This window comes from Shewanella putrefaciens (assembly GCF_016406325.1).
GTDB classification, from domain to species: domain Bacteria; phylum Pseudomonadota; class Gammaproteobacteria; order Enterobacterales; family Shewanellaceae; genus Shewanella; species Shewanella putrefaciens.
The window spans coordinates 2,475,700-2,500,976 of the sequence record NZ_CP066370.1 but is presented as its reverse complement, the minus strand read 5'-3'; the positions used below and the strand labels follow the sequence as shown (position 1 = coordinate 2,500,976).

Annotated in this window: 19 protein-coding genes and 1 pseudogene; 12 read left to right on the top strand and 8 right to left on the bottom strand. The window is 44.6% G+C overall.

The features are described 5' to 3' along the window. Positions 1-69: 69 nt before the first annotated feature. The 3 genes from JEZ96_RS11130 to JEZ96_RS11120 all read right to left on the bottom strand — a co-directional run bounded on the left by JEZ96_RS11130 (position 70) and on the right by JEZ96_RS11120 (position 1,761). A complete protein-coding gene (locus tag JEZ96_RS11130) occupies positions 70-330 on the bottom strand; it encodes a DUF5062 family protein (protein WP_011789058.1) in 261 nt (86 codons plus the stop codon). Positions 331-407: 77 nt separating this feature from the next. Further along, a complete protein-coding gene (locus tag JEZ96_RS11125; RefSeq protein WP_128090064.1) occupies positions 408-1,049 on the bottom strand; it encodes a VOC family protein in 642 nt (213 codons plus the stop codon). Positions 1,050-1,245: 196 nt separating this feature from the next. Further along, a complete protein-coding gene (locus JEZ96_RS11120) occupies positions 1,246-1,761 on the bottom strand; it encodes a L,D-transpeptidase family protein (protein ID WP_011789060.1) in 516 nt (171 codons plus the stop codon). A 173-nt stretch (positions 1,762-1,934) separates the two neighbouring features. Here JEZ96_RS11120 and JEZ96_RS11115 point away from each other — a divergent pair, with 173 nt between their 5' ends. Further along, positions 1,935-2,804 carry an ion transporter gene (locus JEZ96_RS11115; protein ID WP_011919445.1) on the top strand — a complete coding sequence of 290 codons (870 nt, stop codon included), beginning with the start codon at positions 1,935-1,937 and terminating at the stop codon, positions 2,802-2,804. A 42-nt stretch (positions 2,805-2,846) separates the two neighbouring features. Next, entirely contained in the window at positions 2,847-4,442 is a 1,596-nt protein-coding gene (locus JEZ96_RS11110) for an MATE family efflux transporter (RefSeq protein WP_025007792.1), read from the top strand. Between the two features lie 94 nt (positions 4,443-4,536). On the opposite strand, the gene JEZ96_RS11105 is transcribed toward JEZ96_RS11110, so the two are convergent. Beyond that, entirely contained in the window at positions 4,537-4,734 is a 198-nt protein-coding gene (locus JEZ96_RS11105) for a DUF2986 domain-containing protein (protein WP_011789063.1), read from the bottom strand. A gap of 320 nt (positions 4,735-5,054) precedes the next feature. Between JEZ96_RS11105 and yqfB the strand changes: the two genes are divergently transcribed. After that, a complete protein-coding gene (gene yqfB / locus JEZ96_RS11100; RefSeq protein ID WP_011789064.1) occupies positions 5,055-5,366 on the top strand; it encodes a N(4)-acetylcytidine aminohydrolase in 312 nt (103 codons plus the stop codon). A gap of 80 nt (positions 5,367-5,446) precedes the next feature. Here the strand turns inward: yqfB and JEZ96_RS11095 are convergent, their stop codons facing one another. The 4 genes and pseudogenes from JEZ96_RS11095 to JEZ96_RS11080 form a co-directional block, all read right to left on the bottom strand. Beyond that, entirely contained in the window at positions 5,447-8,494 is a 3,048-nt protein-coding gene (locus JEZ96_RS11095) for an efflux RND transporter permease subunit (RefSeq protein ID WP_198779802.1), read from the bottom strand. Beyond that, positions 8,491-11,743: pseudogene (locus JEZ96_RS11090) on the bottom strand (efflux RND transporter permease subunit). The gene JEZ96_RS11095 and the pseudogene JEZ96_RS11090 overlap by 4 nt, the downstream one beginning before the upstream one ends. A 13-nt stretch (positions 11,744-11,756) precedes the next feature. Continuing rightward, positions 11,757-12,821, bottom strand: coding sequence for an efflux RND transporter periplasmic adaptor subunit (locus tag JEZ96_RS11085; RefSeq protein ID WP_011789067.1), 1,065 nt, complete (start codon positions 12,819-12,821; stop codon positions 11,757-11,759). 325 nt (positions 12,822-13,146) lie between these two features. Beyond that, positions 13,147-14,433 carry a citrate synthase gene (locus JEZ96_RS11080; RefSeq protein ID WP_011789068.1) on the bottom strand — a complete coding sequence of 429 codons (1,287 nt, stop codon included), beginning with the start codon at positions 14,431-14,433 and terminating at the stop codon, positions 13,147-13,149. Positions 14,434-14,848: 415 nt separating this feature from the next. On the opposite strand from JEZ96_RS11080, the gene sdhC reads away from it, so the two are divergent. The 9 genes from sdhC to rnk all read left to right on the top strand — a co-directional run bounded on the left by sdhC (position 14,849) and on the right by rnk (position 25,265). Next, positions 14,849-15,244 (top strand): succinate dehydrogenase cytochrome b556 subunit, encoded by a 396-nt coding sequence (gene sdhC / locus JEZ96_RS11075; RefSeq protein WP_011789069.1) that lies wholly within the window; start codon positions 14,849-14,851, stop codon positions 15,242-15,244. After that, a complete protein-coding gene (gene sdhD / locus JEZ96_RS11070) occupies positions 15,238-15,585 on the top strand; it encodes a succinate dehydrogenase, hydrophobic membrane anchor protein (protein ID WP_011789070.1) in 348 nt (115 codons plus the stop codon). The genes sdhC and sdhD overlap by 7 nt, the downstream gene beginning before the upstream one ends. Then, complete coding sequence (sdhA, locus tag JEZ96_RS11065) at positions 15,586-17,352, top strand: succinate dehydrogenase flavoprotein subunit (RefSeq protein WP_011789071.1); 1,767 nt, start codon at positions 15,586-15,588, stop codon at positions 17,350-17,352. It abuts the gene before it with no gap. Between the two features lie 11 nt (positions 17,353-17,363). Beyond that, positions 17,364-18,071 (top strand): succinate dehydrogenase iron-sulfur subunit, encoded by a 708-nt coding sequence (locus JEZ96_RS11060; protein WP_011919444.1) that lies wholly within the window; start codon positions 17,364-17,366, stop codon positions 18,069-18,071. Positions 18,072-18,286: 215 nt separating this feature from the next. Continuing rightward, positions 18,287-21,106: a 2-oxoglutarate dehydrogenase E1 component gene (sucA, locus tag JEZ96_RS11055; RefSeq protein WP_011789073.1), complete on the top strand. Its 2,820-nt coding sequence runs from the start codon at positions 18,287-18,289 to the stop codon at positions 21,104-21,106. 31 nt (positions 21,107-21,137) lie between these two features. Next, positions 21,138-22,340 carry a 2-oxoglutarate dehydrogenase complex dihydrolipoyllysine-residue succinyltransferase gene (odhB, locus tag JEZ96_RS11050; protein ID WP_061783386.1) on the top strand — a complete coding sequence of 401 codons (1,203 nt, stop codon included), beginning with the start codon at positions 21,138-21,140 and terminating at the stop codon, positions 22,338-22,340. Between the two features lie 77 nt (positions 22,341-22,417). After that, a complete protein-coding gene (gene sucC, locus JEZ96_RS11045; protein WP_011789075.1) occupies positions 22,418-23,584 on the top strand; it encodes an ADP-forming succinate--CoA ligase subunit beta in 1,167 nt (388 codons plus the stop codon). Further along, complete coding sequence (sucD, locus tag JEZ96_RS11040) at positions 23,584-24,456, top strand: succinate--CoA ligase subunit alpha (RefSeq protein ID WP_011789076.1); 873 nt, start codon at positions 23,584-23,586, stop codon at positions 24,454-24,456. The genes sucC and sucD overlap by 1 nt, the downstream gene beginning before the upstream one ends. Before the next feature lie 401 nt (positions 24,457-24,857). Beyond that, positions 24,858-25,265 carry a nucleoside diphosphate kinase regulator gene (gene rnk / locus JEZ96_RS11035; protein ID WP_128090065.1) on the top strand — a complete coding sequence of 136 codons (408 nt, stop codon included), beginning with the start codon at positions 24,858-24,860 and terminating at the stop codon, positions 25,263-25,265. Positions 25,266-25,277 lie beyond the last annotated feature (12 nt).

Genomic DNA, 25,277 nt, shown 5'->3' with positions numbered 1-25,277 from the left:
TCCAATTGACTGTTAATTTTTAGTCAATTGGATTTTCAGATCTCGTTTCAACGGATGAGTGTAAAAGAATTATTTTAACAGTGGATGATCTGCAGGTAACTGACGGGTGATCCACAAAATCAATTTATGTTTCATATTGGGTCCATCCTCTTTGTCTTTTGCTAAGGGTTGAATAAGATTATCGGTAACGAGGAGTCGATAGATGCATTCCACTTTGTCCTTGGGAGAGACCCCCCGTTCAAAATCATCAAATCCGCGTTTTTTGGCATAACCGATACCAATTTCTAGGGCAAACTTTAGCAATTGCACATCGTTTTTATGGGACTTCATATTCTGTTTCCTGTGCTTCAATGAATAGACGATTGAATCTCGATAGTGCGCAGTTTGATAAATAGATGCACCGTTTCCTACTTTATGGTCAGCGCACTCGCTTGAGCATATTCATTTTGCTCGCTAGCAATAACGGTTTTTATCCCATGTGGATGTAGCTTGATGCAAATATCTCCTTGCTTAAAGGCGATGGTCGGATTGGCTAAGCGTTCCCTATCGCCCTTAGGTGAACTCATTTTCAGCTTAATTGCCCCCTTTGACGTCTCAATTTCCCCTGATAATAGCGAGCTGAGAATAGGGCTGATTGCTTGAAGATCTTGGCTCAAGGTTTCACAGTCCTGTGCGTTTGAGGGAATAACGAGCTCAATATGTTCCCAACCTTCCTGTGGATAGTGCTTATCGCTAGGATAGGGCAGTTCAACACAGGGAATAGAAAACGTACCTAGGGTGAGTGGTGAATTCAATTCGATGATCAATATAGGCCGACCGTTGATTTGATTATCAGAGATAACAGTACCCAGTTGACTAAAGTCATGGCGAAGGGCATCGGCACTTGCAATGGAATTAACCCTGAGTGCCACATGATCACATTCAAGATTTTTGTCTGCTAAACCTAATGTGGCGAGTAAATGTAAAATTTTGGCTTCAAATGCAGGCCAGCTTTTTATGAGATCATCATAACGGAGGCTGGCGATGCGAGTTGCAGTATTGGGAGTCAAGTTGAGTTCCCTTTGAGTGTGACATTAGGGCTCCTGTGGCAACGCTATATGACGAGCAAATAAAAACGCCCATTGTATTGGGCGTTAGCTATATATCCCCAAACCACCTGAAGATGCAGAATTCAGCGGACTGATGTTAACGGCATGGAAACGCACTTTCGGCGCTCTGAAACTCGTATATTCTATATGATCAAATTTAAGGCCAAATCTCAATCGGCGTGCCTTCATCAACGGCTTTCCATAGTTCATCCATTTCAGCATTGGTGAGGGCGATACAGCCGTTAGTCCAATTGAACTGTTGTGCTTGTGCTGGCGATAATGGTGATTTGGGATCCTGACCATGGATCATGATCATTCCACCCGGTTTGATACCTAGGGCTTTAGCTCTTAGCTTATCTTCTTCATTGGGGTAGGAAATGTGAATTGATTTGTAGTAGGCACTGTCAGGTTTTTTGTAGTCAAGAATATAGCGTCCTTGTGGTGTACGTTGATCACCTTCTTTAAGTTTATGTCCAGCAGGTAAATCTCCCATCGCAATCCGATACTGTTTTAGTACTTTGCCATCACGTAGTAAGGCCATATTGGACTCAGATTTAGTGATAACGACAAGATCAACTTTACCTATGCTCGATGAGGCATACACATGGGGAGAAACAAGGACTGCAATTGCCACAGTCATGGATGTCAGTGTCGAAAGTAGGTTAATACGCATATCTTCCTCGAAAAAGTGACTCAAATGTTGGTCTTTTTCGCGCATCATACCGCAAATTTCTTGTGCTGTGAGTAGATAATTTTGAGCTGTGTGTGATTGCGTGTCAGACTCTGACTATCTGGAGAGAGTTATTAGTGTGTTACATCTGATATTTCAAGGAAGTTTTTGCCCCTATGTCTGAATCATTACCTGAAAAAATCGACAGCGAAACCCCATTAAAACGCCAATTACGGACGATTATTTTTGGAACTGATACGCCTGCAGGACGTTACTTTGATATTGCTTTGATGATTTGTATTGCGTTGAGTGTCGGGTTGGTATTCCTTGATACGGTTGAAACTGTTCATCGGGATTATGGAGATCTCATTCTATTCTTGGAATGGGGCTTTACTATTATTTTCACTATTGAGTATGGGCTAAGGTTGTACTGCGCAACTCATCCAGTGTTATATGCACGTAGTTTTTATGGCCTTGTGGATTTACTCTCCATACTCCCAACTTATTTATCGCTCTTTATCCCAGGTGCAAACTTGACTCTCGTGATCAGAGTATTGCGTCTCTTTAGAATTTTTCGTGTACTTAAGCTATTGCGTTATTTAAGCGAAGGGAATGTACTGCTAAGGGCGATGATACAGTCTAGTCGTAAAGTGTTTTTATTTTTCTTTTCGGTTAGCTTGATCATTATGGTGCTTGGCGCAGTGATGTATGTAGTCGAAGGACCCGAAAATGGCTTTAGCTCTATCCCTAAATCTGTGTATTGGACCATAGTGACACTTACAACGGTAGGTTATGGCGATATCACGCCCAAAACAGGATTGGGCCAAGCGATAGCGGCGTTTACTATGCTATTGGGATATTCGATTATTGCTATTCCTACGGGGATTTTGACGGCTGAAATATCCCAAGAGGTTGGGCGCCATCGAGATTTACGCTCCTGTAACCAGTGCCATAAGTCAGGCCATGATCTTGATGCAATGTATTGTAGCCGTTGTGGTTGTGAGCTTGATTTGCTTGATTCTTCAACGGCAAAGAACGCAACTTAATATGGTCGCTAAATATTTTTATTCTGCAGGTGCACCTCAGCTATGACACAGGCAAAGTTCGTTGAAGGCCCGATTCTTAGGCATATTTTAGTCATGAGTTCGACTGCTGCGGTGGGGATTTCAGCCCTATTTGTGGTTGATTTAATCGATATCTTTTTCCTAAGTTTGCTTGGTGAACATGAGCTTGCTGCTGCGGTCGGTTATGCGGGCAGTATTTCGTTTTTTACCACATCCATTGGGATAGGTTTATCCATTGCCCTCGGTGCGTTAGTTTCACGCTCCATCGGTGCTAAGGATGTGTTACTGGCAAAGCGATTATTACTGAATAGTGCAGTGGTCACGATCCTCATAAGTGTGTTGGTTAGTGTGGTCGTAACGATATTTATTCCTGAGTTAGTAGCCCTTGTTGGTGCGAATGGCCATACGGCAGAGCTCGCCGAAAGTTATTTGTATATCCTTGTTCCTTCATTGCCTTTTATATGTCTTGCAATGGCGCTTGGTGGCGCGCTACGGGCCGTTGGGGATGCTAAGTTGTCAATGATGTCGACCTTAGCGGGCGGTGGCGTGAATGCGGTGCTCGATCCGATTTTTATCTTCCTGTTTGCTATGGGGATTGAAGGGGCCGCCCTGGCATCAGTATTGGCACGTATAGCAGTATTTATTATTGCGGGTAGAGGCGTGGTGGTAAAACATCAGCTCTTAGGTCAATTTGATTTATCCTATTTTATGGCCGATCTTAAGCCAATATTTGCCATTGCAGGTCCTGCGATGCTGACTAATATTGCCACTCCCATTGGTAATGCTTTTGTAACCCGAGCCATTGCCGATTTTGGCGATGCCTATGTGGCTGGTTGGGCCGTATTAGGCCGACTTGTTCCTGTTGCATTTGGGATGATTTTTGCCTTATCTGGGGCAATAGGCCCCATTGTTGGGCAAAATTTTGGCGCAGGACAATTTGAGCGAGTGCGTGAGAGTCTGACGAAGGCCATTCAGTTTTGTACTCTGTATGTGCTCACCATGTCTTTGTTACTATTTCTGTTGAAATCCCAGGTCGTTAGTATTTTCGATATGAAGGGGGATAGTGCAGAGTTAATCGAGTTTTTCTGTAGTTATATTGCTGTCTTTTTCACCTTCTCGGGAATTTTATTTGTGGCAAATGCCTCATTTAATAATCTTGGTAAAGCAAAATACTCAACGCTATTCAATGTAGGTAAGGCGACTTTAGGCACAATTCCCTTTGTTTATTTTGGTGCGCTTTGGGGCGGAGTGTATGGCGTGCTGATTGGCCAAGTTATCGGTTCTATTTTATTTGGGATTTTAGGTGTGCTGGTGGCCTATCGTTTAGTCGATAAAGTGGCAGCCCAAGCTAAGGCTGGCGTTTTACCTGTAAACGCCGAGGCGATTAGTACGCCCCTAAACTCTGAACAAGTATTACTCACTGATGAGGACGAGATTGCCAATTGTGTCGCTGAGAACTTACCGAGTGCCACAAACCCTTTGTCTTCTTCCCATGTACAAATGGGACAAATGACTGAAGAACAGGAATGCCAGTCCATATTAACGAGTGACGATGTTAACAAACCGGATAAAGCAGAAGGGACCAAGGATAACCGAACCAAATCTAAAGTGGGTGAGTGATACCTTTGACGAATCGTTTCGTTATCATCTGGAAAACTATCCCTAAAATAAAACGCCACAATCAATGTGGCGTTTTATTTGTGATCTTGAGTGATTATTTTGCGTTAGAGTCGCAGTCAGCTTCTGCAACTTGGCTACTAGCGGATACATCAAGCGCCTCGAGTCGTGCACGTTCAGCTTTAGAGATGTAACCTGATTTGGCAGGTGAGCCGATAGTCACTGGGTCGACTTTATTCAGTCTAGCCTTGGCACGTTTTGCTATTTTCTTGATGATCTTTTGTTTCTTGTTCATGACGTCTCTAATTTCGTTGCGTACCCGCTATACGCAGGAACATGAGGCCAAGGGCTCAATTGAGGGCGGATTCTAACTCAATCCAAGCGAACTGACTATATTTTGCTGTATTTTGTCGAAAAGAAGCACAACTTTTTGTGGCACAATTTCGAGAGATTCTTAGCATATAAATGTGACTCAAATAGGAGACCGCGTGGGGGAACAGATAATGGATATTTTGCTAGACATGCTGTCAGTACGGATCAAAAGCCATTATGTTGCTCCGCATTTTTGACACTAATACCATTTTAATGACTTATATACTGAGCTGAGGATAAGTTGTGTTACTTAGTAAAATCACTTTTTTTGAACGTTTTGAGCAAGATATTTTAAGTGGTGCTAAAACGATAACCCTGCGCGATGAAACAGAATCCCATGTAGTTGCGGGGCAAATTTTGCCTGTTTCAACCTTCGAAACTGATCGTTGGTTCTGTGATATCCAGATTATTGATGTCATGCCAGTGAAGTTAACTGAGCTCACCGACGTTCATGCCGAGCAAGAGAATATGACGCTGCCACAGCTTCGCAGTGTGATAGCCGAGATTTATCCCGGACTTGAACAATTGTATATGATTAGCTTTGTGGTGTTGTAAATTCAATTTATTGATAAATAGAAAGAAAATAGTGAAATAAAAAAGGCTGTCATGCAGCCTTTTCACAGTTTTTGATTAGATTAAACCGTCCATGGCAATAGCTTTTGAGCCAGTCTGTTAGACTCACCTAAACGAATTGCGGCGTGGTGACGCATTCGATAAAAGGCTTGATAGCACAAAGGGACTAAGTACAAGCTAGTCACGGTCGAGAACGATAAACCACCGATAATAGCAATTGCCATGGGGTAGTATGGCGGGCCACCACCGCCGATTTGGGTTTCGCCCAACGCCAGTGGCAGTAAACCCAGTACCGTTGTACCAACCGTCATTAACACTGGGCGTAAACGCGTGATGCAAACCTCGCGTATTGTGTCGGAAAGTTTATCGAGATCTGGCGTCATTTGGTTGATTTGATCAACCAGTACTATACCGTTGTTCACCACGATACCCATTAAAATCAAGATCCCAATCATTGCCATGACCGAATTGGGAGTACCCGTTAAGAATAGCGCCCAAAATACGCCGGTTATCGAAAATAGGATTGAGGTGATAATGGCCGCAGGTAAAAGCAAAGATTCAAATAGCGCCGCCATCACAATATAAATCATCGCCACGGCGAGTAACATATTAATAGCCATGACACTTTGGTCTTCATCTTGACGCTCGAATCCACCACGCAGTGAGTAGTTATATCCATCAGGAAAATGGATATTTTCCATCACTTGCTTGATTTTTGTTTGCGCCTCTTCCGTGGTCATCTCCTCTAAATTAGCGCCAATCGACAGTGAGGTTTGACGATTGTAATGCCGAATAGTATCGAAACGTGGTTGGATTTCGATTTTCGCTAAGTTATCTAAGGTGTAAACCCTTTGGTCTATACGTACTATTGGCAACTGTTTAAGTTTCTCTAAGGATTTTTGCCATTCCTTTTCATAGGCCATTTCAATACGGAGCTCGCCATTGGGATCGTGGCGGAATGATCGCAGTGGAGAACCTCGAAGCGCCATAGAAATACTCGATGCTACTTCATTGAGCTTTAAATCTAACCGCGCCGCCATTTGCCTATCGATACGGATCACCACTTCTTGCTGCGCACCGTTAAGCTCGGAGCGAACATCTTGCAATCCTTTAATATTGGAGAGCAAAGGGAGCACTTGTTCACTTAAGTGAATAAGTTCAGTGGTTGAGCGACCTGTGAGTGTGACTCGAACGCCGGAGTTATCATTGCCCCAGCCAAATTGTGGCTTGGCGATGGAATATTTAGGGAAGCCACTGCGGATTTTCTTTTTTAACTCATCAAGTGGTATAGGTAAGTCTTTTTTTAACAGAATGACCGATGAGCCATCGTCAGAGGCATAGTAGCTATAGACAGAATCTATATGGAATTCTTCTTTATTTTTATAAAGATATTCTTCCATTTGATTCACCATGGCTTCTGTGACATTAAGGTTATGGCGACCTTCTACCTGATAATTGATATAAATTCGCTCTTTGCTTTGGCTATCTTCTTGGTCCTGCTTAACCATGGAGAGTGGTAGCGCAGTCGAGGTGAGAATTGCCACAGCGATCATGCCTGACCGCCAAGGTCTGAGTAACACCCAGTTAAGGCTTTTGTTATAGAAGCGTTGTAAATTACCCGTCTCTTTTTTGGTCGGGATGTCGAAGTGGAGCTTAGTGAGCAGCAAAGGGATTAAGGTCTTGGCAACCAGCAATGATGCTGCGAGGGAAATACAAATGGCAATGGCAACATGCTCGAGAAAAATGGTGATCTCGACCTTTACCCCAAAGATATTGGGTAAAAAGACAATGGCGGTGGTCATTGTGCCTGCTAATACAGCCAGAGAGACCTTATCGACCCCCGTCATCACTGACTCTTCATTGTCTTTAGGGGGTTTACCTTGTTTCTCCTGGAGCACGCTCTCTGTTACCACAACGGCGTTATCAATGAGCATACCAATGGCAAGCAATAACCCCATCATAGACAGAATATTCAAGCTGTAGCCGAGCAAATACATGGCAGCGAGTGTCATGCCGATTGAAATAGGCACAGACGACACGACAACTAAGGTCATTTTTAAATTACGCAGGAACAAATACAGCACTATAAAGGACAACAGTGCACCGATTAATCCAGAAAGTAGCAAATCCATTAATGAGGATTTTACTCCAGAGGCTTGATCTTCCATGATAAAAAGGCGAATACCTTGGAATTGTTGGTCTTGTTTCGCTTGATCGATCACTTTGAGCACACGCTCAGACACATCGACTAGATTAGCGCCTGATTCTTTAAATACATCTAAACCTACGGCATAGTGTTTATCTAAATGCCGGCCTTGTACACGTTCGGGTAAGGCAAACTGTACATCAGCGATATCGCCAAGGGTGAGTCCGGGGATCAGTACCAGTGCATTAATATCTTCAAGGTTTCTAAATTCTCCCTTAGGTGGCACTTGATAAACGATATTGCTGGCCCTGAGTGTACCTGCGCTAATCACAAAGTTCTCTCTGTTTAAACGCTCCTGTAAATCGGTTGCCGAAATGCCACTGGCTGCCAGACGATCGGCGTTGATACGCACTTCAATTTGTTTTTGTTCAACGCCATAAAGATTGACCTTAGACACACCTTCAACTCGCTCAAGTGGTCGCTTGAGTTGTTTATCAAGTAGATCGAACGCGCCAGAGAGTTCTCGCTCACTCGATATACGAATGGTTAGTACTGGCATATCAGCAGTAGAGAACTGACGAATAAAAACACGCTCAACATCCTTGGGGAGTAAATGCCTTACCGCATCAATTTTTTCCCGCGCTTCTAAGCTCTTAGTGGCGACGTTTTCGCCCCACTTCATGTTGATTTCGATTTCGGCGCCTTCTTGGGAGGACTCTGATTCAAGCTCATCAATCCCTCCCATTGTGGCGAGTGATTCTTCCAAAATCTTCGTGATATCTCGCTCAACCTCCGCAGGTGTCGAGCCTTTGTAAGGCACTTCCACCACTATCTGTGGGATATCAATACCGGGGAACATTTCCAATGGTAATAGACGACTAGATACTAGCCCAAAAAGTAAAATAGCAAAGAAAAACATGCTGGTAGTGACAGGGCGTTTAATGGCTAAACGAGTGAGGTTCATGGGCGAGCCTCCTCAACACTGACATGTGAGTCCGTCACGGCATAGGTTTTCCGGTCGAATAGGGCGTAAAGCACTGGCAGCACAATTAAGGTCAGTAAAGTCGATAAACTCAGACCAAAGATCACTGTAATCGCCATTGGGGCACGTACCTCTGAACCATCACCTAAACCTAAGGCCATTGGTAGTAAACCAAGGGTAGTAGTGAGTGTGGTCATCATAATGGGACGTAGGCGTGATTTTGCCGCCACACTTATCGCATGAAGTCTTTGTACGCCTTCAGAACGTAATTGATTAATACGATCAACCAGTACAATGGCGTTGTTGACCACAATACCTGCCAGCATAATAAGACCAATAAACACCACCACACTCAAATGAGTTTGGGTAAGGTAGAGCCCAAGAATACTGCCACCCAGTGCCATAGGTACTGCAAAGAGGATTAATAGGGGATGAAGCAGAGACTCAAATTGACTTGCCATCACTAAATACACTAAGAAAATGGCTAAGATAAGGGCAATTTTGAGGGATTGGAACGAGTGCTCCATTTCTTCATTTTGACCACCAAAGCGGGCTTGTACCGATGCAGGAAGTACTTGTTGTGACAAGATGTCCTGCGCTGTAGCTACTGCATCACTTAAATCACCGTAGGCAAGGTTTGCCGATACGAGTGCGACCCGTTGTTGGCTGATGCGGTTTATTGCTGAGGGGCCTAGTTGAAGTGATACTTCGGCCACTGCACTTAGTGCTATGGGATGACTGCTGTTTGGATTGATGATCAAGGCATCAATATCACTGATATTATCCCGTTCCGCGAGCTCGCTGCGCACCAGAATATCAATCTTACGGTCTCGCACTGTGTATTGGCTGGCAATGGTACCACCTACACGTTGGGCGATACGATTTGCAACCATAGGCGCGTCCATGCCTAGCGCAGCTAAGCGAGCATGATCAAAGCGAATACTCAATTCGGGTTGACCATCACGCAGACTGGTATTGACGTCGGCAAAACGATCTGAAACTGCGAGGGCTTTAACCAGATTATCTGCACTGCGTTTGAGTAACTGTAAATCATAGCCTGTGAGTTCAATTTCAAGCGGCGTTTTAAAGCTAAATAACTCAGGTTGCTCGATTTTGGTCTCAAGCTCAGGAATACGGCGCGCGGTATCACGTAGCACTTGAGTGATGGCGTTATAGGCACTGTGATCGTTAAGTACGACTTGTAAACGCCCCCAGTTCTCGCCACCACGGGCAGTATCTGAGGTCATTAAGCCGCCACTGCCCGCTTGACTATAGGCATGCTTGACTTCCGTTTTGTCTTTAATCGATAGCGCAAGTTGCTGCAATACCTTGTCCGTTTCACTGACTGCCGTTCCGGGGGGGGAGTAGAATTTCCACATAAAACTCACCCTGATTCATGGGGGGGATCAATTCCATACCAAGGCGCGGTAACAAACTAATGCAAGCACCTGTGAGCGCAATGGTCAGTAACAGTGTTATTTTTTGTTGGCGTAGTGCCGAGGCTAATAGTGTGTGATACACCTTCTCAATACCGTGGTATATAAAATTAAAAGCCGAGCTTAGAGGCCGCATTACTAAACCGATTAGCCATGAGAATAAGCGGCCTAAAATTAGCACTAAGGTGAGCGCTGCACTTGGTAAGTAGCTAAAAATTAATAGAATAGGGAAGGAGAACACTGTCGCACTGTAGTGTTTTAGTTTGCCCATTTTGGTGGTGGGTTTGTTTTTCGGCTCAGTTTTTATTAATGCTGGCAAGGTGCTAAAGCCTTCCCGAGATGCCAACATTGGAATGGATGTTAAGGCGACTAATAGCGAGGCCAATAGTGCAAAAGTGACTGTTAAGGCTTGATCCGAGAATAATGCTCCGGCTATTCCATCAACAAACACCAATGGTATAAACACCGCCAATGTGGTGAGTGTTGAAGCAAAAATTGCACCGGCCACTTCTTTGGTGCCCGTTACTGCCGCGTCTAGTTTACTCATGCCTTCACTGCGGCAGCGGTCGATGTTTTCTAGTACAACAATGGCATTATCAACCAGTAACCCAATGGCGAGAGCGATCCCGCCTAATGACATAATGTTTAAGCTGATATCGGCGAAATACATCATGTTAAAGGTCGCGATAACAGAGAAGGGGATCGAGATAGAAATAATCAGTGTTGGTATAATATTGCGTAAAAAGAGGTAGATAACCAACATAGATAATACGCTGCCCATTAGGGCCGAAGAGGTGACTTCACTGACCGCACTTTCGATAAACTCAGATTGATCGTAAATCACCTCAAGTTTATTTTGCTTGGGGTCTTGATTGATTTTAGCCAGTTCATCGCGTAATTTTTTGGCAACGGCTACGGTATTGGCATCACCTTCTTTATAAATGGCTAATTCAATAGATTCTTGGCTACCAATGCGAGTGATATCGCTGCGCTCTTTATAGGCATCACTGATAGTTGCCACTTCAAACAGCCGTACTAAATTTTGTTCATCACGATAAACGATAACTTGGCCCAACTCTTCTAATGAATTGAATTGGTTAAGTGTTCGTACTAAGTATTCACGATCACCTTGGATTACCTTGCCCGCAGAGAGGTTAATATTTTCTTCGTTAATGCGACGTTTAATATCATCGGCATTAAGATTAAGTTGCGACAGTTTCTCTTGGTTGAGCAGAATGTGTACTTCCTGCTCTAGACCGCCAGATAAGCGTACCGCAGCCACTCCTGAAAGTGCTTCTAAGCGCCGTTTGAGCTCTTCATCGGCATAGGTACGCATTTGTTTAAGCTCGGCTTCAGAGACGTTTGGCACTGACAGAGCAAGGCGCATTATGGGGTCAAGATTTGGGTTAAAGCGCAGTAAGAGTGGTTTTTTAACATCGAGCGGTAGAGCAATAGTGTCGAGCTTTTCACGTACATCTAAACTCGCCATATCCATAGTGGTACCCCATTCAAATTCAAGCACAACGTCCGACATGCCTGAACGGGAAATAGAGCTAATTTTTCGTAGGCCCTTAACAACACCAACTGCTTCCTCAATAGGTTTGGAGACCAGCTGCTCTACTTCAACGGGCGCAGCACCATCATAGGTAGTGCGAATCGTGAGGGTTGGATAGCTTAAGTCAGGAAGTAATTTCACAGCCAAGCGAGAAAAACCGACCATTCCGAATAAGATTACTGCCAGCATAAACATCCATACTGTGACTGGCCGCTTAACCGAGGTGCTAATAATTGACATGAAAGACTCCTATTTAGTTCTTAGCAGATGCGAGATCGAGTGGTGTGATCACTTCGACTAAGGATTGGTCTTTCAAGTTTTGGTGCCCACGGGTAACGACTTGCTCACCAGGTTTGATACCTGAAACAATTTCAACCGCATCCCCTTCACGATAGCCAATTGTGACTTCGCGACGATTAGCATTTGTTCCCTCAATAACATACAGTGCTTGTTTATTATCTTGGTTAATCAAGGCACTGTAGGGAACGGTAATCACATTTTCATGGGTATCGTATTTAAGTTCAACCCGGGTAAACATGCCTGCTTTGAGGCGGGCATTTTCATTAGGAACGGCGAGCGTCACCTTAAAAGTACCACTTTGGGGATCGACGATTGGACTAATACGCAGTACTTTAGCATCAATAGTCTGATTGCTTTGTTGGTTGCTAAAAATTTGTGCTTCTTGGCCAAGTTTAAGGCTAGTGAGTTGTTGTTCTGGCAAATGGACTATGCCGTGAAGTTCATCTTGATTGACGATATAGAACAGATCGCCAAATTCTTTGGCCATATTACCCGCTTTCACGTAGCGTTTGGCGATAACGCCATCAATAGGGGAGATAACCCGGCTTTCCTTCACTTGTAGCTCGGCAAGGTCTTTTTTCGCGATAGCGGCTTGCAGATTGTATTCAAGTTTTGCCAAAGAATCGGCGCTAATAAATTCCTTATTGCTCATTTTATTTAAACGGTTAAGTTCTTGTTCAATGATTTTTACTTCGGCTTCCGAGCGGTCTAAATCATATTGTTGTCTTTTAGCATCGATAACCGCCAGCACTTGACCTTTTCGTACGCGGTCGCCTTCTTCTACAGTGATGGATTCAATGAGTCCAGAGATACGACTGACGACATTGGCTTCCTGTGGGGCTTCTAAGGTCGCTGTTGTACTGTAAAAAGAAGAAACATCTCCTTGCATCACAGTGGTAGTTTCGACCGGAATGGCATATTTATCTTCTTTTTTTGTGACTTGTTCTTCACCACAGGCCGCCAACATAGACATCATTAATAAAGGCAAAGCGAAGGTGGTTATTTTAGACTTTTCCATAAGAGAGAGACCTATTATCTTAATTATGATGTCAACGATTAGCATTAAATATGCCAATGTTTAATGTTTTTAAATTTCAATTAGTTATGATTTTATATGCTTGTTTTGAATTGATTGATTTTACTAAATGTAGCTAAAAAGTTTAAAAAGTGATGAGAATAACTAACTAAATGCGGTTAATAGCGATTATTCAAGGATGTCATTGTAACAATTAATGACAGAGTGACTTGGATAGTGTCTTTGATATGAAAAAAGCGCCATAAAGGCGCTTTTTAGGTAGAAATAAGAATCAACTTATTTCAGGACTAGACTTCAGCATCAATGCTTAGCGTTTGTCTAAGTCAACAAAATCGCGTGCGACTTCGCCAGTGTACAATTGACGTGGACGGCTGATCTTATGACCGGGTTGATCTAACATTTCTTTCCAGTGGGCAATCCAGCCTACAGTACGGGCCAGTGCGAACAGCACAGTGAACATACTGGTCGGAATACCAATGGCTTTCATGATGATGCCAGAGTAGAAATCGACGTTTGGATACAGCTTTTTAGAAATAAAGTATTCATCCTCAAGGGCAATACGTTCAAGTTCCATTGCTACATCTAACAGTGGATCTTGTACTTTTAGCTCTTTTAACACTTCATGACAGGTTTCACGCATCACTTTGGCACGAGGATCAAAGTTTTTGTAAACACGGTGTCCAAAGCCCATCAGACGGAATGGATCATTCTTGTCTTTCGCCCGTTCAATGAATTCAGGAATACGGTCTACAGAACCGATTTCTTCCAACATTTGTAAGCATGCTTCATTGGCACCGCCGTGTGCAGGACCCCACAGTGAAGCAATACCCGCTGCAATACAGGCAAATGGGTTGGCACCTGAAGAACCGGCTAAACGTACGGTTGAGGTTGATGCATTTTGTTCATGATCGGCATGTAAAATGAAGATCCTGTCCATAGCGCGTTCAACAATTGGATTTACTTTGTACTCTTCACACGGCACTGCAAACATCATGCTTAAGAAGTTGCCTGCATAGCTCAAGTCATTACGTGGGTAAACGAATGGTTGGCCTGAAGAATACTTGTAGCACATAGCAGCAATCGTTGGCATTTTGGAGACTAGGCGATAAGCGGCGATTTCGCGGTGGCGAGGATCGTTGACATCGAGTGAGTCTTGGTAAAATGCAGACAATGCACCAGTCACACCACATAACATCGCCATAGGATGAGCATCACGACGGAAGCCTCTAAAGAAGAAGGCTAGCTGCTCATGGACCATAGTGTGGGTTTTTACTGTATGTACAAACTCAGCATATTGCGCTTTCGTCGGCAGTTCACCGTAAAGCAACAGATAACACAGGTCTAGGTAATCGGAGTCAACGGCGAGTTGCTCAATTGGATAGCCACGGTGTAACAATATACCTTGATCGCCATCGATATAGGTTATTGCAGATTCACAGGAGGCTGTCGCGAGAAAACCTGGATCAAAGGTAAAGTAACCTTTGCTGCCAAGTTTACTGATATCGATTACATCAAAACCAGCGGATCCCTGCTTTACTGGCAATTCTATCGAGTCGTTCCCTGGTAATTCTAATTTGGCTCTTAAATCAGCCATACCCCGTTCTCCTTACTTCATTTTTATCTGTGAGTGCGGCATGTCAAACCGCCATTACTTTACAGCCATTCTAGATCACATTTCAATTTAAATAAGCGTTTAAATTTGTTAGACCATGGTATAAAAGCGGTTACTTTCCTTGCTACGACTGGTACTTACGCGAAAAAGTTATTAAAAAAACATAATTTGCATTCTGTGATGTTTGTATTTGACATTTGCCGCGAGTATACTTGCCTCCGCCCAATAAGGGCTGCAAACAATGATTATAAAGCACCCATTTTTTACATGTTAAATGAGTGTGTGTTCAAATAGTTAACTGTTTGTTTAAACTTTGCTTTTGTGTTTACTTTTGCCGTGATTTATCTCCCAGTTTAAAGTTTGTACAAAAGCGGTTCACATAACAAAAAAATGCTCAATGGAGCTGAGTGAGCAGAACGTGAAAAAGCAAAGACCTGTCCATTTAGATCTGCAGACCATTCGCTTTCCTGCAACAGCGATTGCGTCAATTCTTCACCGTGTATCCGGTGTCATCATGCTGTTCGCTGTTGGCATTCTGATTTGGTTGCTAAATTCTTCTTTAGCCTCCGCTGAAAGTTTTGCTAGCGTACAATCTCTATTTGATAACTTCATTATGAAGTTTATCCTATGGGGCATTATGACCGCATTGGCCTATCATTTATTCGGTGGTTTACGTCACTTAGTAATGGATACGGGTCGTTGGGAAGAGTTGGCTTCGGGTACCGCCTCAGCGAAAGCTGTTTTCGTGCTAACGGTAGCCTTTTCAATTGTAGCGGGGATCTGGGTATGGTAACCAATGCAGCAAGTTTTGGACGCAGTGGTGTTCATGACTTTATTTTACTACGCGCTAGTGCAGTGATCCTCGCCTGTTATACTATTTTCTTGGTTGGCTTTATTGCATGTAGTTCCCCTCTCACCTACGACGTTTGGCATGGCCTGTTTAGCGCTCTGCCGATGAAAGTATTCACTCTTTTAGCGTTAGTCGCATTGTTAGTACATGCATGGATTGGTGTATGGCAAGTATTGACCGATTACGTTAAGTGCACGTCGTTACGTGGTGTTTTACAGTTCACCTTTGTCGTTACCGTCTTTTGTTATCTGGCGGCTGGCATTGTTATTGTGTGGGGTGTCTAAGTGAGTATTCCAGTACGCGAATTTGATGCAGTAGTGATAGGAGCGGGCGGTGCGGGTATGCGCGCAGCTCTGCAGATTTCTAAAGAAGGTAAAAGCTGTGCGCTTTTATCAAAAGTTTTCCCAACACGTTCTCATACTGTGTCTGCACAGGGAGGTATTACCGTTGCGTTAGGTAATGCCCATGAAGATCACTGGGAACAACATATGTACGATACCGTTAAAGGTTCCGATTTTATCGGCGACCAAGATGCTATCGAATTTATGTGTCAAACTGGTCCAGAAGCCATTATTGAACTTGAGCATATGGGGTTGCCTTTCTCTCGTTTTGAAAATGGTAAGATTTATCAACGTCCTTTCGGCGGTCAATCTAAGAACTTTGGTGGTGAGCAGGCGGCGCGTACGGCGGCAGCTGCCGACCGTACAGGTCATGCTTTACTGCATTGTTTGTATCAGCAAAACGTTAAACACAAAACGCAAGTCTTCTCTGAGTGGTATGCCTTAGATTTAGTGAAGAACGCTGATGGTGCTATCGTAGGCTGTACCGCGATTGAAATCGAAACAGGCGATATCGTTTACTTCAAAGCCAAAGCCACCGTTTTAGCAACGGGTGGTGCAGGTCGTATTTATGCGTCTACAACAAACGCACATATTAACACCGGTGACGGTGTCGGTATGGCAATGCGTGCTGGCGTACAAATGCAAGATATGGAAATGTGGCAATTCCACCCAACGGGCATCGCCGGCGCGGGTGTACTTGTGACTGAAGGTTGTCGTGGAGAAGGTGGATATCTTCTAAATAAAGACGGCGAGCGTTTTATGGAGCGTTATGCGCCCAACGCGAAGGATTTAGCATCACGCGACGTAGTAGCACGTTCTATGATGACTGAAATCCGTGAAGGCCGTGGTTTAGATGGTCCATTAGGTCCACACTGTTTACTGAAGCTTGATCACTTAGGTAAAGAAACATTAGAAGCACGTTTACCAGGCGTGTGTGAATTGTCTCGTACCTTTGCCCATATCGATCCGGCCGATGGCCCAATCCCAGTATTACCAACGTGTCACTATATGATGGGCGGTCTGCCAACTAAGGTTAGCGGTCAAGTGATTCGTAAGCATGAAGACGGCACTGAACAGGATGTTATCGGTTTATTCGCGGTAGGTGAGATTGCCTGTGTATCTGTACACGGTGCTAACCGTTTAGGTGGCAACTCACTGCTTGACTTAGTGGTATTTGGTCGTGCAGCGGGACAACATTTAGGTAAGGCGCTCGATGAGACAGCCGATCCTAAAGATGCGACCGATGCGGATATTCAAGCGTCACTTGCACGTCTGAACCGTTGGGAAAACAACAAAGATGGTGAAGATCCAGCGCAAATCCGTAAGGATTTACAACTTTGCATGCAATTAAACTTCTCTGTATTCCGCCGTGGTGATGCTATGGCTGAAGGCTTAGAGCAGTTAAAAGCGATTCGTAAGCGGTTAGAAAATGCTAAGTTGTCAGATAACTCCCGTGAATTCAACACGCAACGTATTGAATGTTTAGAGTTAGATAACTTAATGGCGACGGCGATTGCGACTGCTTATGCTGCCAACTTCCGTACTGAGAGCCGCGGCGCTCATTCGCGTGAAGATTATTTAGAGCGTGACGATGAAAATTGGTTATGCCACAGCTTGTTTGACCCTGTGACAGAGACCATGGACCGTCGTGCTGTGAATATGGCACCTAAGTTACGTGAAGCATTCCCACCGAAGAAGCGTACCTACTAGGAGTTGCAAAGATGAAATTGGAATTTGCAGTTTATCGTTACAATCCTGATGTAGATACTAAACCATACATGCAGGATTACAGCTTAGAAGTGGCAGATGGCTCAGACATGATGGTGCTTGATGCACTGATCAAGTTAAAAGAGCAAGATCCGACGCTATCATTCCGCCGCTCATGCCGTGAAGGTGTGTGTGGTAGCGATGGCGTGAACATGAATGGTAAAAATGGTCTGGCGTGTATTACCCCGATTTCAACCTTTAAAGGTAAGAAATTGGAGATCCGTCCGTTACCAGGTATGCCTGTTGTGCGTGACTTAGTGGTTGATCTTACTCAGTTCTATAAGCAGTATGAGAAGATCAAGCCTTATCTCATCAATGATGAGAAAATGCCTGCCCGTGAACATTTACAATCCCCTGAAGAGCGTGCTCATTTAGACGGGTTGTACGAATGTATCATGTGTGCATGCTGTTCTACGGCTTGTCCATCATTCTGGTGGAACCCTGATAAGTTTATCGGTCCTAGCGGTTTGCTCCATGCATACCGTTTCTTGATCGACAGTCGCGATACAGCTACAGAAGAGCGTTTATCTGAGCTGGACGACGCCTATAGCGTGTTCCGTTGCCACGGCATCATGAACTGCGTTGATGTGTGTCCAAAAGGTCTTAATCCGACTAAAGCAATTGGTCATATTAAGTCCATGCTGTTGAAGCGAGCAGTGTAATGCGAGAACCCGAGCTAAAACCAATAATAATATAGCTCTTGAAAGAGTCACTTTCTGAGTTTAGAAGGTGGCTCTTTTGCGTATGTAATGGAAGACAACGCGCCGTATATCTGGATATCTAGGGGCGGCAGAAATTATGCGTCGAAGGTAATCTCTAAAGACTGCATATTTAATACTATGGCTAAGCACGTGTATAAAGTTTGAAAGGAATAGAAATGCACCAAGGCATCATGAAAGCCTGGCTCGAATCATCTCACTTAAGTGGTGCAAATTCGACCTACGTAGAAGAGATGTATGAAGCCTATCAAGAGGACCCACAGTCAGTCTCTGACGATTGGCGTGCGGTATTTGATAATCTCCCTCCGGTGAACGGTGCTGCTAAAGATGCGCCTGAAGCTGCTCACTCAAAAGTACGTGATTATTTTCGCAGTTTAGCCCTAGAAGGGCGTCATAAGAGTTTTGCTCGTGTGACCGATCCTGAAATGGACGCTAAACAAGTTAAAGTCCTACAGTTAATTAACGCCTATCGTTTCCGTGGCCACCAAGGTGCTAACCTTGATCCCCTTGAACTGTGGAAACGTGAACCTGTTGCCGATTTAGATCCCGCCTTCCATGGTTTGACTAAAGAAGACATGGAGCGCGAATTCAATACCGGTTCTTTTGCTCATGGTGGCGAAACCATGAAGCTGGCGGATCTAGTAAAAGCACTGAAAGCCACCTATTGCGGTTCTATCGGTGCTGAATATATGCATATTACCGATACCGATGAAAAGCGTTGGATCCAACAGCGTCTTGAGCCGTCCTTAGGTAGAGCCAACTACGATAAGAGTGTTAAAACTCGGATCCTTGAAGGATTAAATGCGGCAGAAGGTATTGAAAAATACTTAGGCGCTAAATTCCCTGGCGCAAAACGTTTTTCCTTAGAAGGTGGTGATGCGTTAGTGCCTATGATGCGTGAAATTATTTATCGCGCAGGTGAGGCAGGCACTAAAGAGATCGTTGTGGGTATGGCTCACCGCGGACGTCTAAACCTGTTAGTGAATATACTCGGTAAACGTCCAGCTGATTTGTTTGATGAGTTTGCGGGTAAGCATAACGATAACTTAGGATCCGGTGACGTAAAATACCACCAAGGTTTCTCGTCTGATTTTGAAACTCCGGGTGGCAATGTGCATTTAGCACTGGCCTTTAACCCATCGCACCTTGAAATCGTTAATCCAGTGGTGATGGGATCTGTGCGTGCGCGCCAAGACCGTCGTGGTTGTAAGGATGGCCTACAGGTTATGCCAATCACTATCCACGGTGACTCCGCAATTACTGGTCAAGGTATAGTACAAGAGACATTTAACATGTCTCAAACCCGTGGCTTTAAAGTGGGGGGCAGTATCCGTATTGTGGTAAACAACCAAGTTGGTTTCACCACTTCTAATCATGCGGATGTGCGCTCTACTGAATACTGTACCGATATTGCTAAGATGGTGCAGGCTCCTATTTTCCACGTTAACTCTGATGATCCTGAAGCGGTTGCTTTTGTGTCCCAGTTGGCCGTTGATTTTCGTAATGAATTTAAACGTGATGTGGTGGTTGAATTAGTCTGTTATCGCCGTCATGGTCATAACGAAGCGGATGAGCCAAGTGCGACTCAGCCGTTGATGTATGCCAAAATTAAGAAACACCCTACACCACGTAAGATCTATGCTGATAAATTGATTGCTGAAAATACCATCGCTGCCGATGACGTGACAGGTATGGTTAACAACTATCGTGACGCGTTAGATCAGGGTGATTGTGTCGTAAAAGAATGGCGTCCAATGACGTTGCATTCTGTTGACTGGACACCTCATATTGGTCGTGAGTGGGATGAAGCATATCAAGCCTCTATGTCAATGGAACGCTTGCAACGTCTTGCTGATAAGTTGAGTTATGTGCCTGAGAGTCATTCTTTGCAATCTCGTGTGGCTAAGATTTATAGCGACCGTGTTGCAATGGCAAAAGGTGAGAAACCACTCGATTGGGGCTTTGCAGAAACCTTAGCTTATGCTTCGATTTTAGAGGATAAGCAGCGCGTACGTATCACAGGTCAAGACTCAGGCCGCGGCACTTTCTTCCATCGTCACGCGGTGCTGCACAATCAAAACGATGGCACGACTTACATGCCATTGCGCAATATTGCTGATGAACAAGGCCCAATTGATATTACTGACTCAGTATTATCTGAAGCCTCTGTATTGGCGTTTGAGTATGGTTATGCCACAGCAGAACCCGGTGGTTTAACGATTTGGGAAGCGCAGTTTGGTGACTTTGCTAACTGTGCACAAGTAGTTATCGATCAGTTCTTGTCATCCGGTGAGCAGAAGTGGGGCCGTTTATGTGGTCTGACTATGTTGTTACCCCACGGCTATGAAGGTCAAGGCCCTGAGCATTCAAGCGCCCGTTTAGAGCGTTTCTTGCAAATGTGTGCTAACCACAATATGCAAGTGTGTATACCGTCAACACCAGCACAGGTTTACCATATGTTGCGCCGCCAAGTGGTGCGTCCAATGCGTCGTCCTTTGGTGGTGATGTCACCTAAGTCATTGCTACGTCATCCATTAGCGATTTCAAGCATGGAAGAGTTAGCCAATGGGAGTTTCCAGAACGTGATCGGTGAAATCGATACGTTGGAAGCGAGCAAGGTTGATCGCGTTGTGTTCTGTAGCGGTAAAGTTTACTTTGAACTACTGGAAAAACGCCGTAAAGAAAATATCACTAATGTAGCGCTTATCCGTGTCGAACAGTTATATCCGTTCCCACATGATGAAATGATCGTTGCTTTGGCTGATTTTCAACATGTGAAAGATTTCGTTTGGTGTCAGGAAGAACCGCAAAACCAAGGTGCTTGGTATTCTAGTCAACATCACTTCTGGGCCGCGATTCCTGCTGGTGCACAGTTAACCTATGCTGGTCGTGAAGCCTCGGCTGCACCCGCGTGTGGTTACCCTGAGTTGCACGCACATCAGCAAGAATCTTTAGTGAACAGTGCATTGAAACTGTAGTAATAGACATTTTATAAAAGGATCGTTTTTCATGAGTATCGAAATCAAGGTACCCGTACTACCAGAATCTGTTGCCGATGCTACGATTGCCACTTGGCACGTTAAAGTGGGTGAGCATGTTTCTCGTGATCAAAATCTTGTTGATATTGAAACAGATAAAGTTGTACTCGAAGTGGTTGCACCTGAAGATGGCCACATTGGTGAGTTTCTGTTCCAAGAGGGCGATACCGTACTTGGTGAACAAGTGATTGCTAAGTTCATCGCGGGGGCTGTTGCTGGTCAAGAAGTCACTAAAGCTCAAGCTGAAGCGGCAGCACCGGTTGCTGAAACAAGCGATGAAAGTAATGATGCGTTAAGTCCATCTGTACGTCGTTTACTGGCAGAGCACAATATTGATGCTAGCAAAGTGAAAGGTACAGGTGTAGGCGGTCGTATCACTAAAGAAGACGTTGAAGCTTTTGTTAGCTCTGCATCAAAAGGGGCGCCCAAAGCAGCGGCTCCTGCAGCACCTGCCGTTGCGCCATTAGCAGAAGGCCGTAGTGAGAAACGTGTACCTATGACACGTTTACGTAAAACTATCGCTAACCGTCTATTAGAAGCGAAAAACTCTACCGCTATGCTCACGACGTTCAACGAAGTGAACATGAAGCCCATCATGGATATCCGTAAGCAGTACCAAGATATCTTTGAAAAGCGCCACGGCATCCGTTTAGGTTTTATGTCTTTCTATGTGAAAGCGGTGACAGAAGCCCTGAAACGCTTCCCAGAAGTGAACGCATCAATCGACGGCGATGATATTGTTTATCACAATTATTTCGATATTAGCATTGCTGTATCAACACCACGTGGTCTGGTAACACCTGTCTTACGTGACACAGATACTATGAGTCTTGCTGAAATTGAAAAAGCAGTACGCGATCTCGCTATCAAAGGCCGTGATGGCAAACTGACGGTTGCCGATATGACTGGTGGTAACTTCACCGTGACTAACGGCGGCGTTTTCGGTTCACTGATGTCTACACCGATCCTTAACCTGCCACAAAGTGCGATTTTAGGCATGCATGCCATTAAAGATCGTCCAATGGCAGTCAATGGTCAGGTTGAAATCCTGCCCATGATGTACCTAGCACTCTCATATGACCATCGTATTGTTGATGGCCGTGAGTCTGTTGGTTTCTTGGTTGCGATTAAAGACTTCCTCGAAGACCCAACACGTCTGCTGCTCGATCTTTAAGAAAAAGCCAGACATACCCTCGTGACTGGCCCTTTAGGGCCAGTTGGAATTGATTAGAAGTATACGGATAGATCATCATGAATTTGCATGAGTATCAGGCAAAATCCCTATTTGCCGAATATGGTTTACCAGTGTCAGAAGGTTTTGCATGTGATACAGCCCAAGAAGCTGTAGAAGCGGCAGGCCGTATTGGCGGAAATTTATGGGTTGTTAAGTGTCAAGTACACGCTGGCGGCCGCGGTAAAGCGGGTGGCGTTAAAGTCACTGGCGATAAAGAAGAAATCAGAGCCTTTGCCGAACACTGGTTAGGCAAAAATCTGGTGACTTATCAAACAGATGAGAAAGGCCAGCCCGTTGCTAAAATTTTAGTAGAAAGCTGCACCGACATCGCTAACGAACTGTACTTAGGCGCAGTCGTTGACCGTAGCACACGCCGCGTCGTGTTTATGGCGTCAACTGAAGGTGGTGTTGAAATTGAGAAAGTGGCAGAAGAAACGCCAGAACTCATTCACAAAGCGATTATCGATCCGCTAACAGGCCCACAGCCATATCAAGCCCGTGATCTTGGCTTCAAACTGGGTTTGAATCCAACTCAAATGAAACAGTTCACTAAGATCTTTATGGGTCTGGCGACGATGTTCGTTGATCACGATTTTGCGCTACTTGAAATCAACCCACTGGTTATCACCACTGAAGGTAACCTGCACTGCCTAGACGGTAAAATTGGTATCGATGGTAACGCACTGTTCCGTCAGCCAAAAGTTAAAGCAATGCACGACCCATCACAGGATGACGCCCGTGAAGCCCACGCAGCGATGTTCGAACTGAACTACGTAGCATTAGACGGTAACGTTGGCTGTATGGTGAACGGTGCAGGGCTTGCTATGGGTACGATGGACATCGTTAACCTGCACGGTGGCAAGCCAGCAAACTTCCTCGACGTAGGCGGCGGTGCGACTAAAGAACGTGTTGCTGAAGCGTTTAAAATCATTCTGTCTGATAGCAATGTGAAAGCGGTTCTGGTTAACATCTTCGGCGGTATCGTACGTTGTGACATGATCGCTGAAGGTATTATTGGCGCCGTTAAAGAAGTGGGCGTTAAGGTTCCAGTTGTGGTGCGTTTAGAAGGTACTAACGCTGAATTAGGCCGTGAAGTTCTGGCAAAATCTGGTCTTGATATCATTGCAGCTACCAGTCTGACTGATGCGGCTGAACGAGTAGTTAAAGCTGCGGAGGGCAAATAATGTCTGTCTTAATCAATAAAGATACCAAGGTAATTTGCCAAGGCTTTACCGGTGGTCAAGGTACATTCCATTCACAGCAAGCTATCGATTACGGTACGCAAATGGTCGGTGGTGTGTCTCCTGGTAAAGGTGGGACTGAACATTTAGGCCTACCAGTGTTTAACACAGTGAAAGACGCGGTTGCAGCAACTGGCGCAACAGCTTCTGTTATCTATGTTCCAGCACCTTTCTGTAAAGACGCTATTCTTGAAGCAATCGATGGTGGCATCGAGCTTATCGTTTGTATCACTGAAGGCATTCCTACACTGGATATGCTACAAGTGAAAGTGAAGCTTGAAGAAACTGGCGTTCGTATGATCGGTCCTAACTGCCCAGGTGTTATCACCCCTGGTGAGTGTAAGATCGGCATCATGCCAGGTCATATCCACTTAAAAGGTAAAGTGGGTATCGTTTCTCGTTCAGGTACTTTGACTTACGAAGCGGTTAAGCAAACCACTGACGAAGGTTTCGGCCAATCTACTTGCGTAGGTATTGGTGGTGACCCAATTCCAGGTACTAACTTCATCGACGTATTGGAAATGTTCCAAAACGATCCACAGACTGAAGCCATCGTGATGATCGGTGAAATCGGTGGTACTGCTGAAGAAGAAGCGGCGGCTTATATCAAAGCTCACGTGACTAAGCCTGTAGTTTCTTACATTGCCGGTGTCACTGCACCTGCTGGTAAGCGTATGGGCCATGCTGGCGCGATTATCGCTGGCGGTAAAGGTACTGCTGCCGACAAGTTTGCAGCTTTAGAAGCGGCGGGTGTGACCACAGTCCGCTCGTTAGCGGATATCGGCAAAGCGCTACGTGCTAAAACAGGTTGGTAAGCTAACCGTTTAAACACTAAAAGGCGCCTAAGGCGCCTTTTTTATTGGCGGTCATTTACGTGATGAAACCCAGCAAATGATGGGAATGGGATTGAGCTAACACCATGAAGACTAGATATTTTATCTTTAACGGGTTAGATTAAAGTATACTCTAGGATATTGGCAGCTTGTCTCTTGGCGCGAATGAGTCCTAGTTGAGCCTATAACCGTAAGCTTAGTGTTTATGGCATCAATGCTGTTTCAGCAACCAATCTTAACTTTTTTATACGACACGATTGCAGCTTAGTGCTGTAAGCGTAGTTATTTTTTATGGCGCTTATCGCAAGGAAAGGGTAAGCAATGGTTTGATGTTTGTCACCGCTATGGGCTACTACATCAGGTTTTTTAATGAGGGAAAGACTGTGAATACACCTAACATTATTATTTCTGAAATCGATTTGGAAAGATTAGAACGATTATTAGAGTCACTACCAGCGAATGCATTTCCAGGGAAAACGGCATTAGAGGCTGAACTTGATAGAGCTGAGATGGTCCCCGCGACCGAAATGCCTGACAATGTCGTTACAATGAACTCGTTGGTTAAATTTAGTGTTTCATCCAGTAACGATACTTTTTGTCTACGGTTAGTGTATCCCAAGGATGCTAATGGCGAAGGAACTATTTCCATTCTTGCCCCGGTAGGCAGCGCATTGCTTGGATTATCACAAGGTGATGATATTGAATGGCCAGGTCCTGGCGGCACTATGGTTAAGGTTCGTATTGAAGAGATTGTATATCAACCAGAGCGTAGTGGCGATTTTCACCGCTAATCAATTGGCGTA

Bases quoted from the DNA above. Each gene is read 5' to 3' on its own strand.
- JEZ96_RS11085 (WP_011789067.1), bottom strand. From the start codon at position 12,821: ATGGAAAAGTCTAAAATAACCACCTTCGCTTTGCCTTTATTAATGATG.
- JEZ96_RS11110 (WP_025007792.1), top strand. From the start codon at position 2,847: ATGACACAGGCAAAGTTCGTTGAAGGCCCGATTCTTAGGCATATTTTA.
- JEZ96_RS11115 (WP_011919445.1), top strand. From the start codon at position 1,935: ATGTCTGAATCATTACCTGAAAAAATCGACAGCGAAACCCCATTAAAA.
- JEZ96_RS11080 (WP_011789068.1), bottom strand. From the start codon at position 14,433: ATGGCTGATTTAAGAGCCAAATTAGAATTACCAGGGAACGACTCGATA.
- sdhD (WP_011789070.1), top strand. From the start codon at position 15,238: ATGGTAACCAATGCAGCAAGTTTTGGACGCAGTGGTGTTCATGACTTT.
- JEZ96_RS11130 (WP_011789058.1), bottom strand. From the start codon at position 330: ATGAAGTCCCATAAAAACGATGTGCAATTGCTAAAGTTTGCCCTAGAA.
- sucA (WP_011789073.1), top strand. From the start codon at position 18,287: ATGCACCAAGGCATCATGAAAGCCTGGCTCGAATCATCTCACTTAAGT.
- JEZ96_RS11095 (WP_198779802.1), bottom strand. From the start codon at position 8,494: ATGAACCTCACTCGTTTAGCCATTAAACGCCCTGTCACTACCAGCATG.
- JEZ96_RS11060 (WP_011919444.1), top strand. From the start codon at position 17,364: ATGAAATTGGAATTTGCAGTTTATCGTTACAATCCTGATGTAGATACT.
- odhB (WP_061783386.1), top strand. From the start codon at position 21,138: ATGAGTATCGAAATCAAGGTACCCGTACTACCAGAATCTGTTGCCGAT.
- sdhC (WP_011789069.1), top strand. From the start codon at position 14,849: ATGGAGCTGAGTGAGCAGAACGTGAAAAAGCAAAGACCTGTCCATTTA.
- sucC (WP_011789075.1), top strand. From the start codon at position 22,418: ATGAATTTGCATGAGTATCAGGCAAAATCCCTATTTGCCGAATATGGT.
- sucD (WP_011789076.1), top strand. From the start codon at position 23,584: ATGTCTGTCTTAATCAATAAAGATACCAAGGTAATTTGCCAAGGCTTT.
- JEZ96_RS11120 (WP_011789060.1), bottom strand. From the start codon at position 1,761: ATGCGTATTAACCTACTTTCGACACTGACATCCATGACTGTGGCAATT.
- JEZ96_RS11105 (WP_011789063.1), bottom strand. From the start codon at position 4,734: ATGAACAAGAAACAAAAGATCATCAAGAAAATAGCAAAACGTGCCAAG.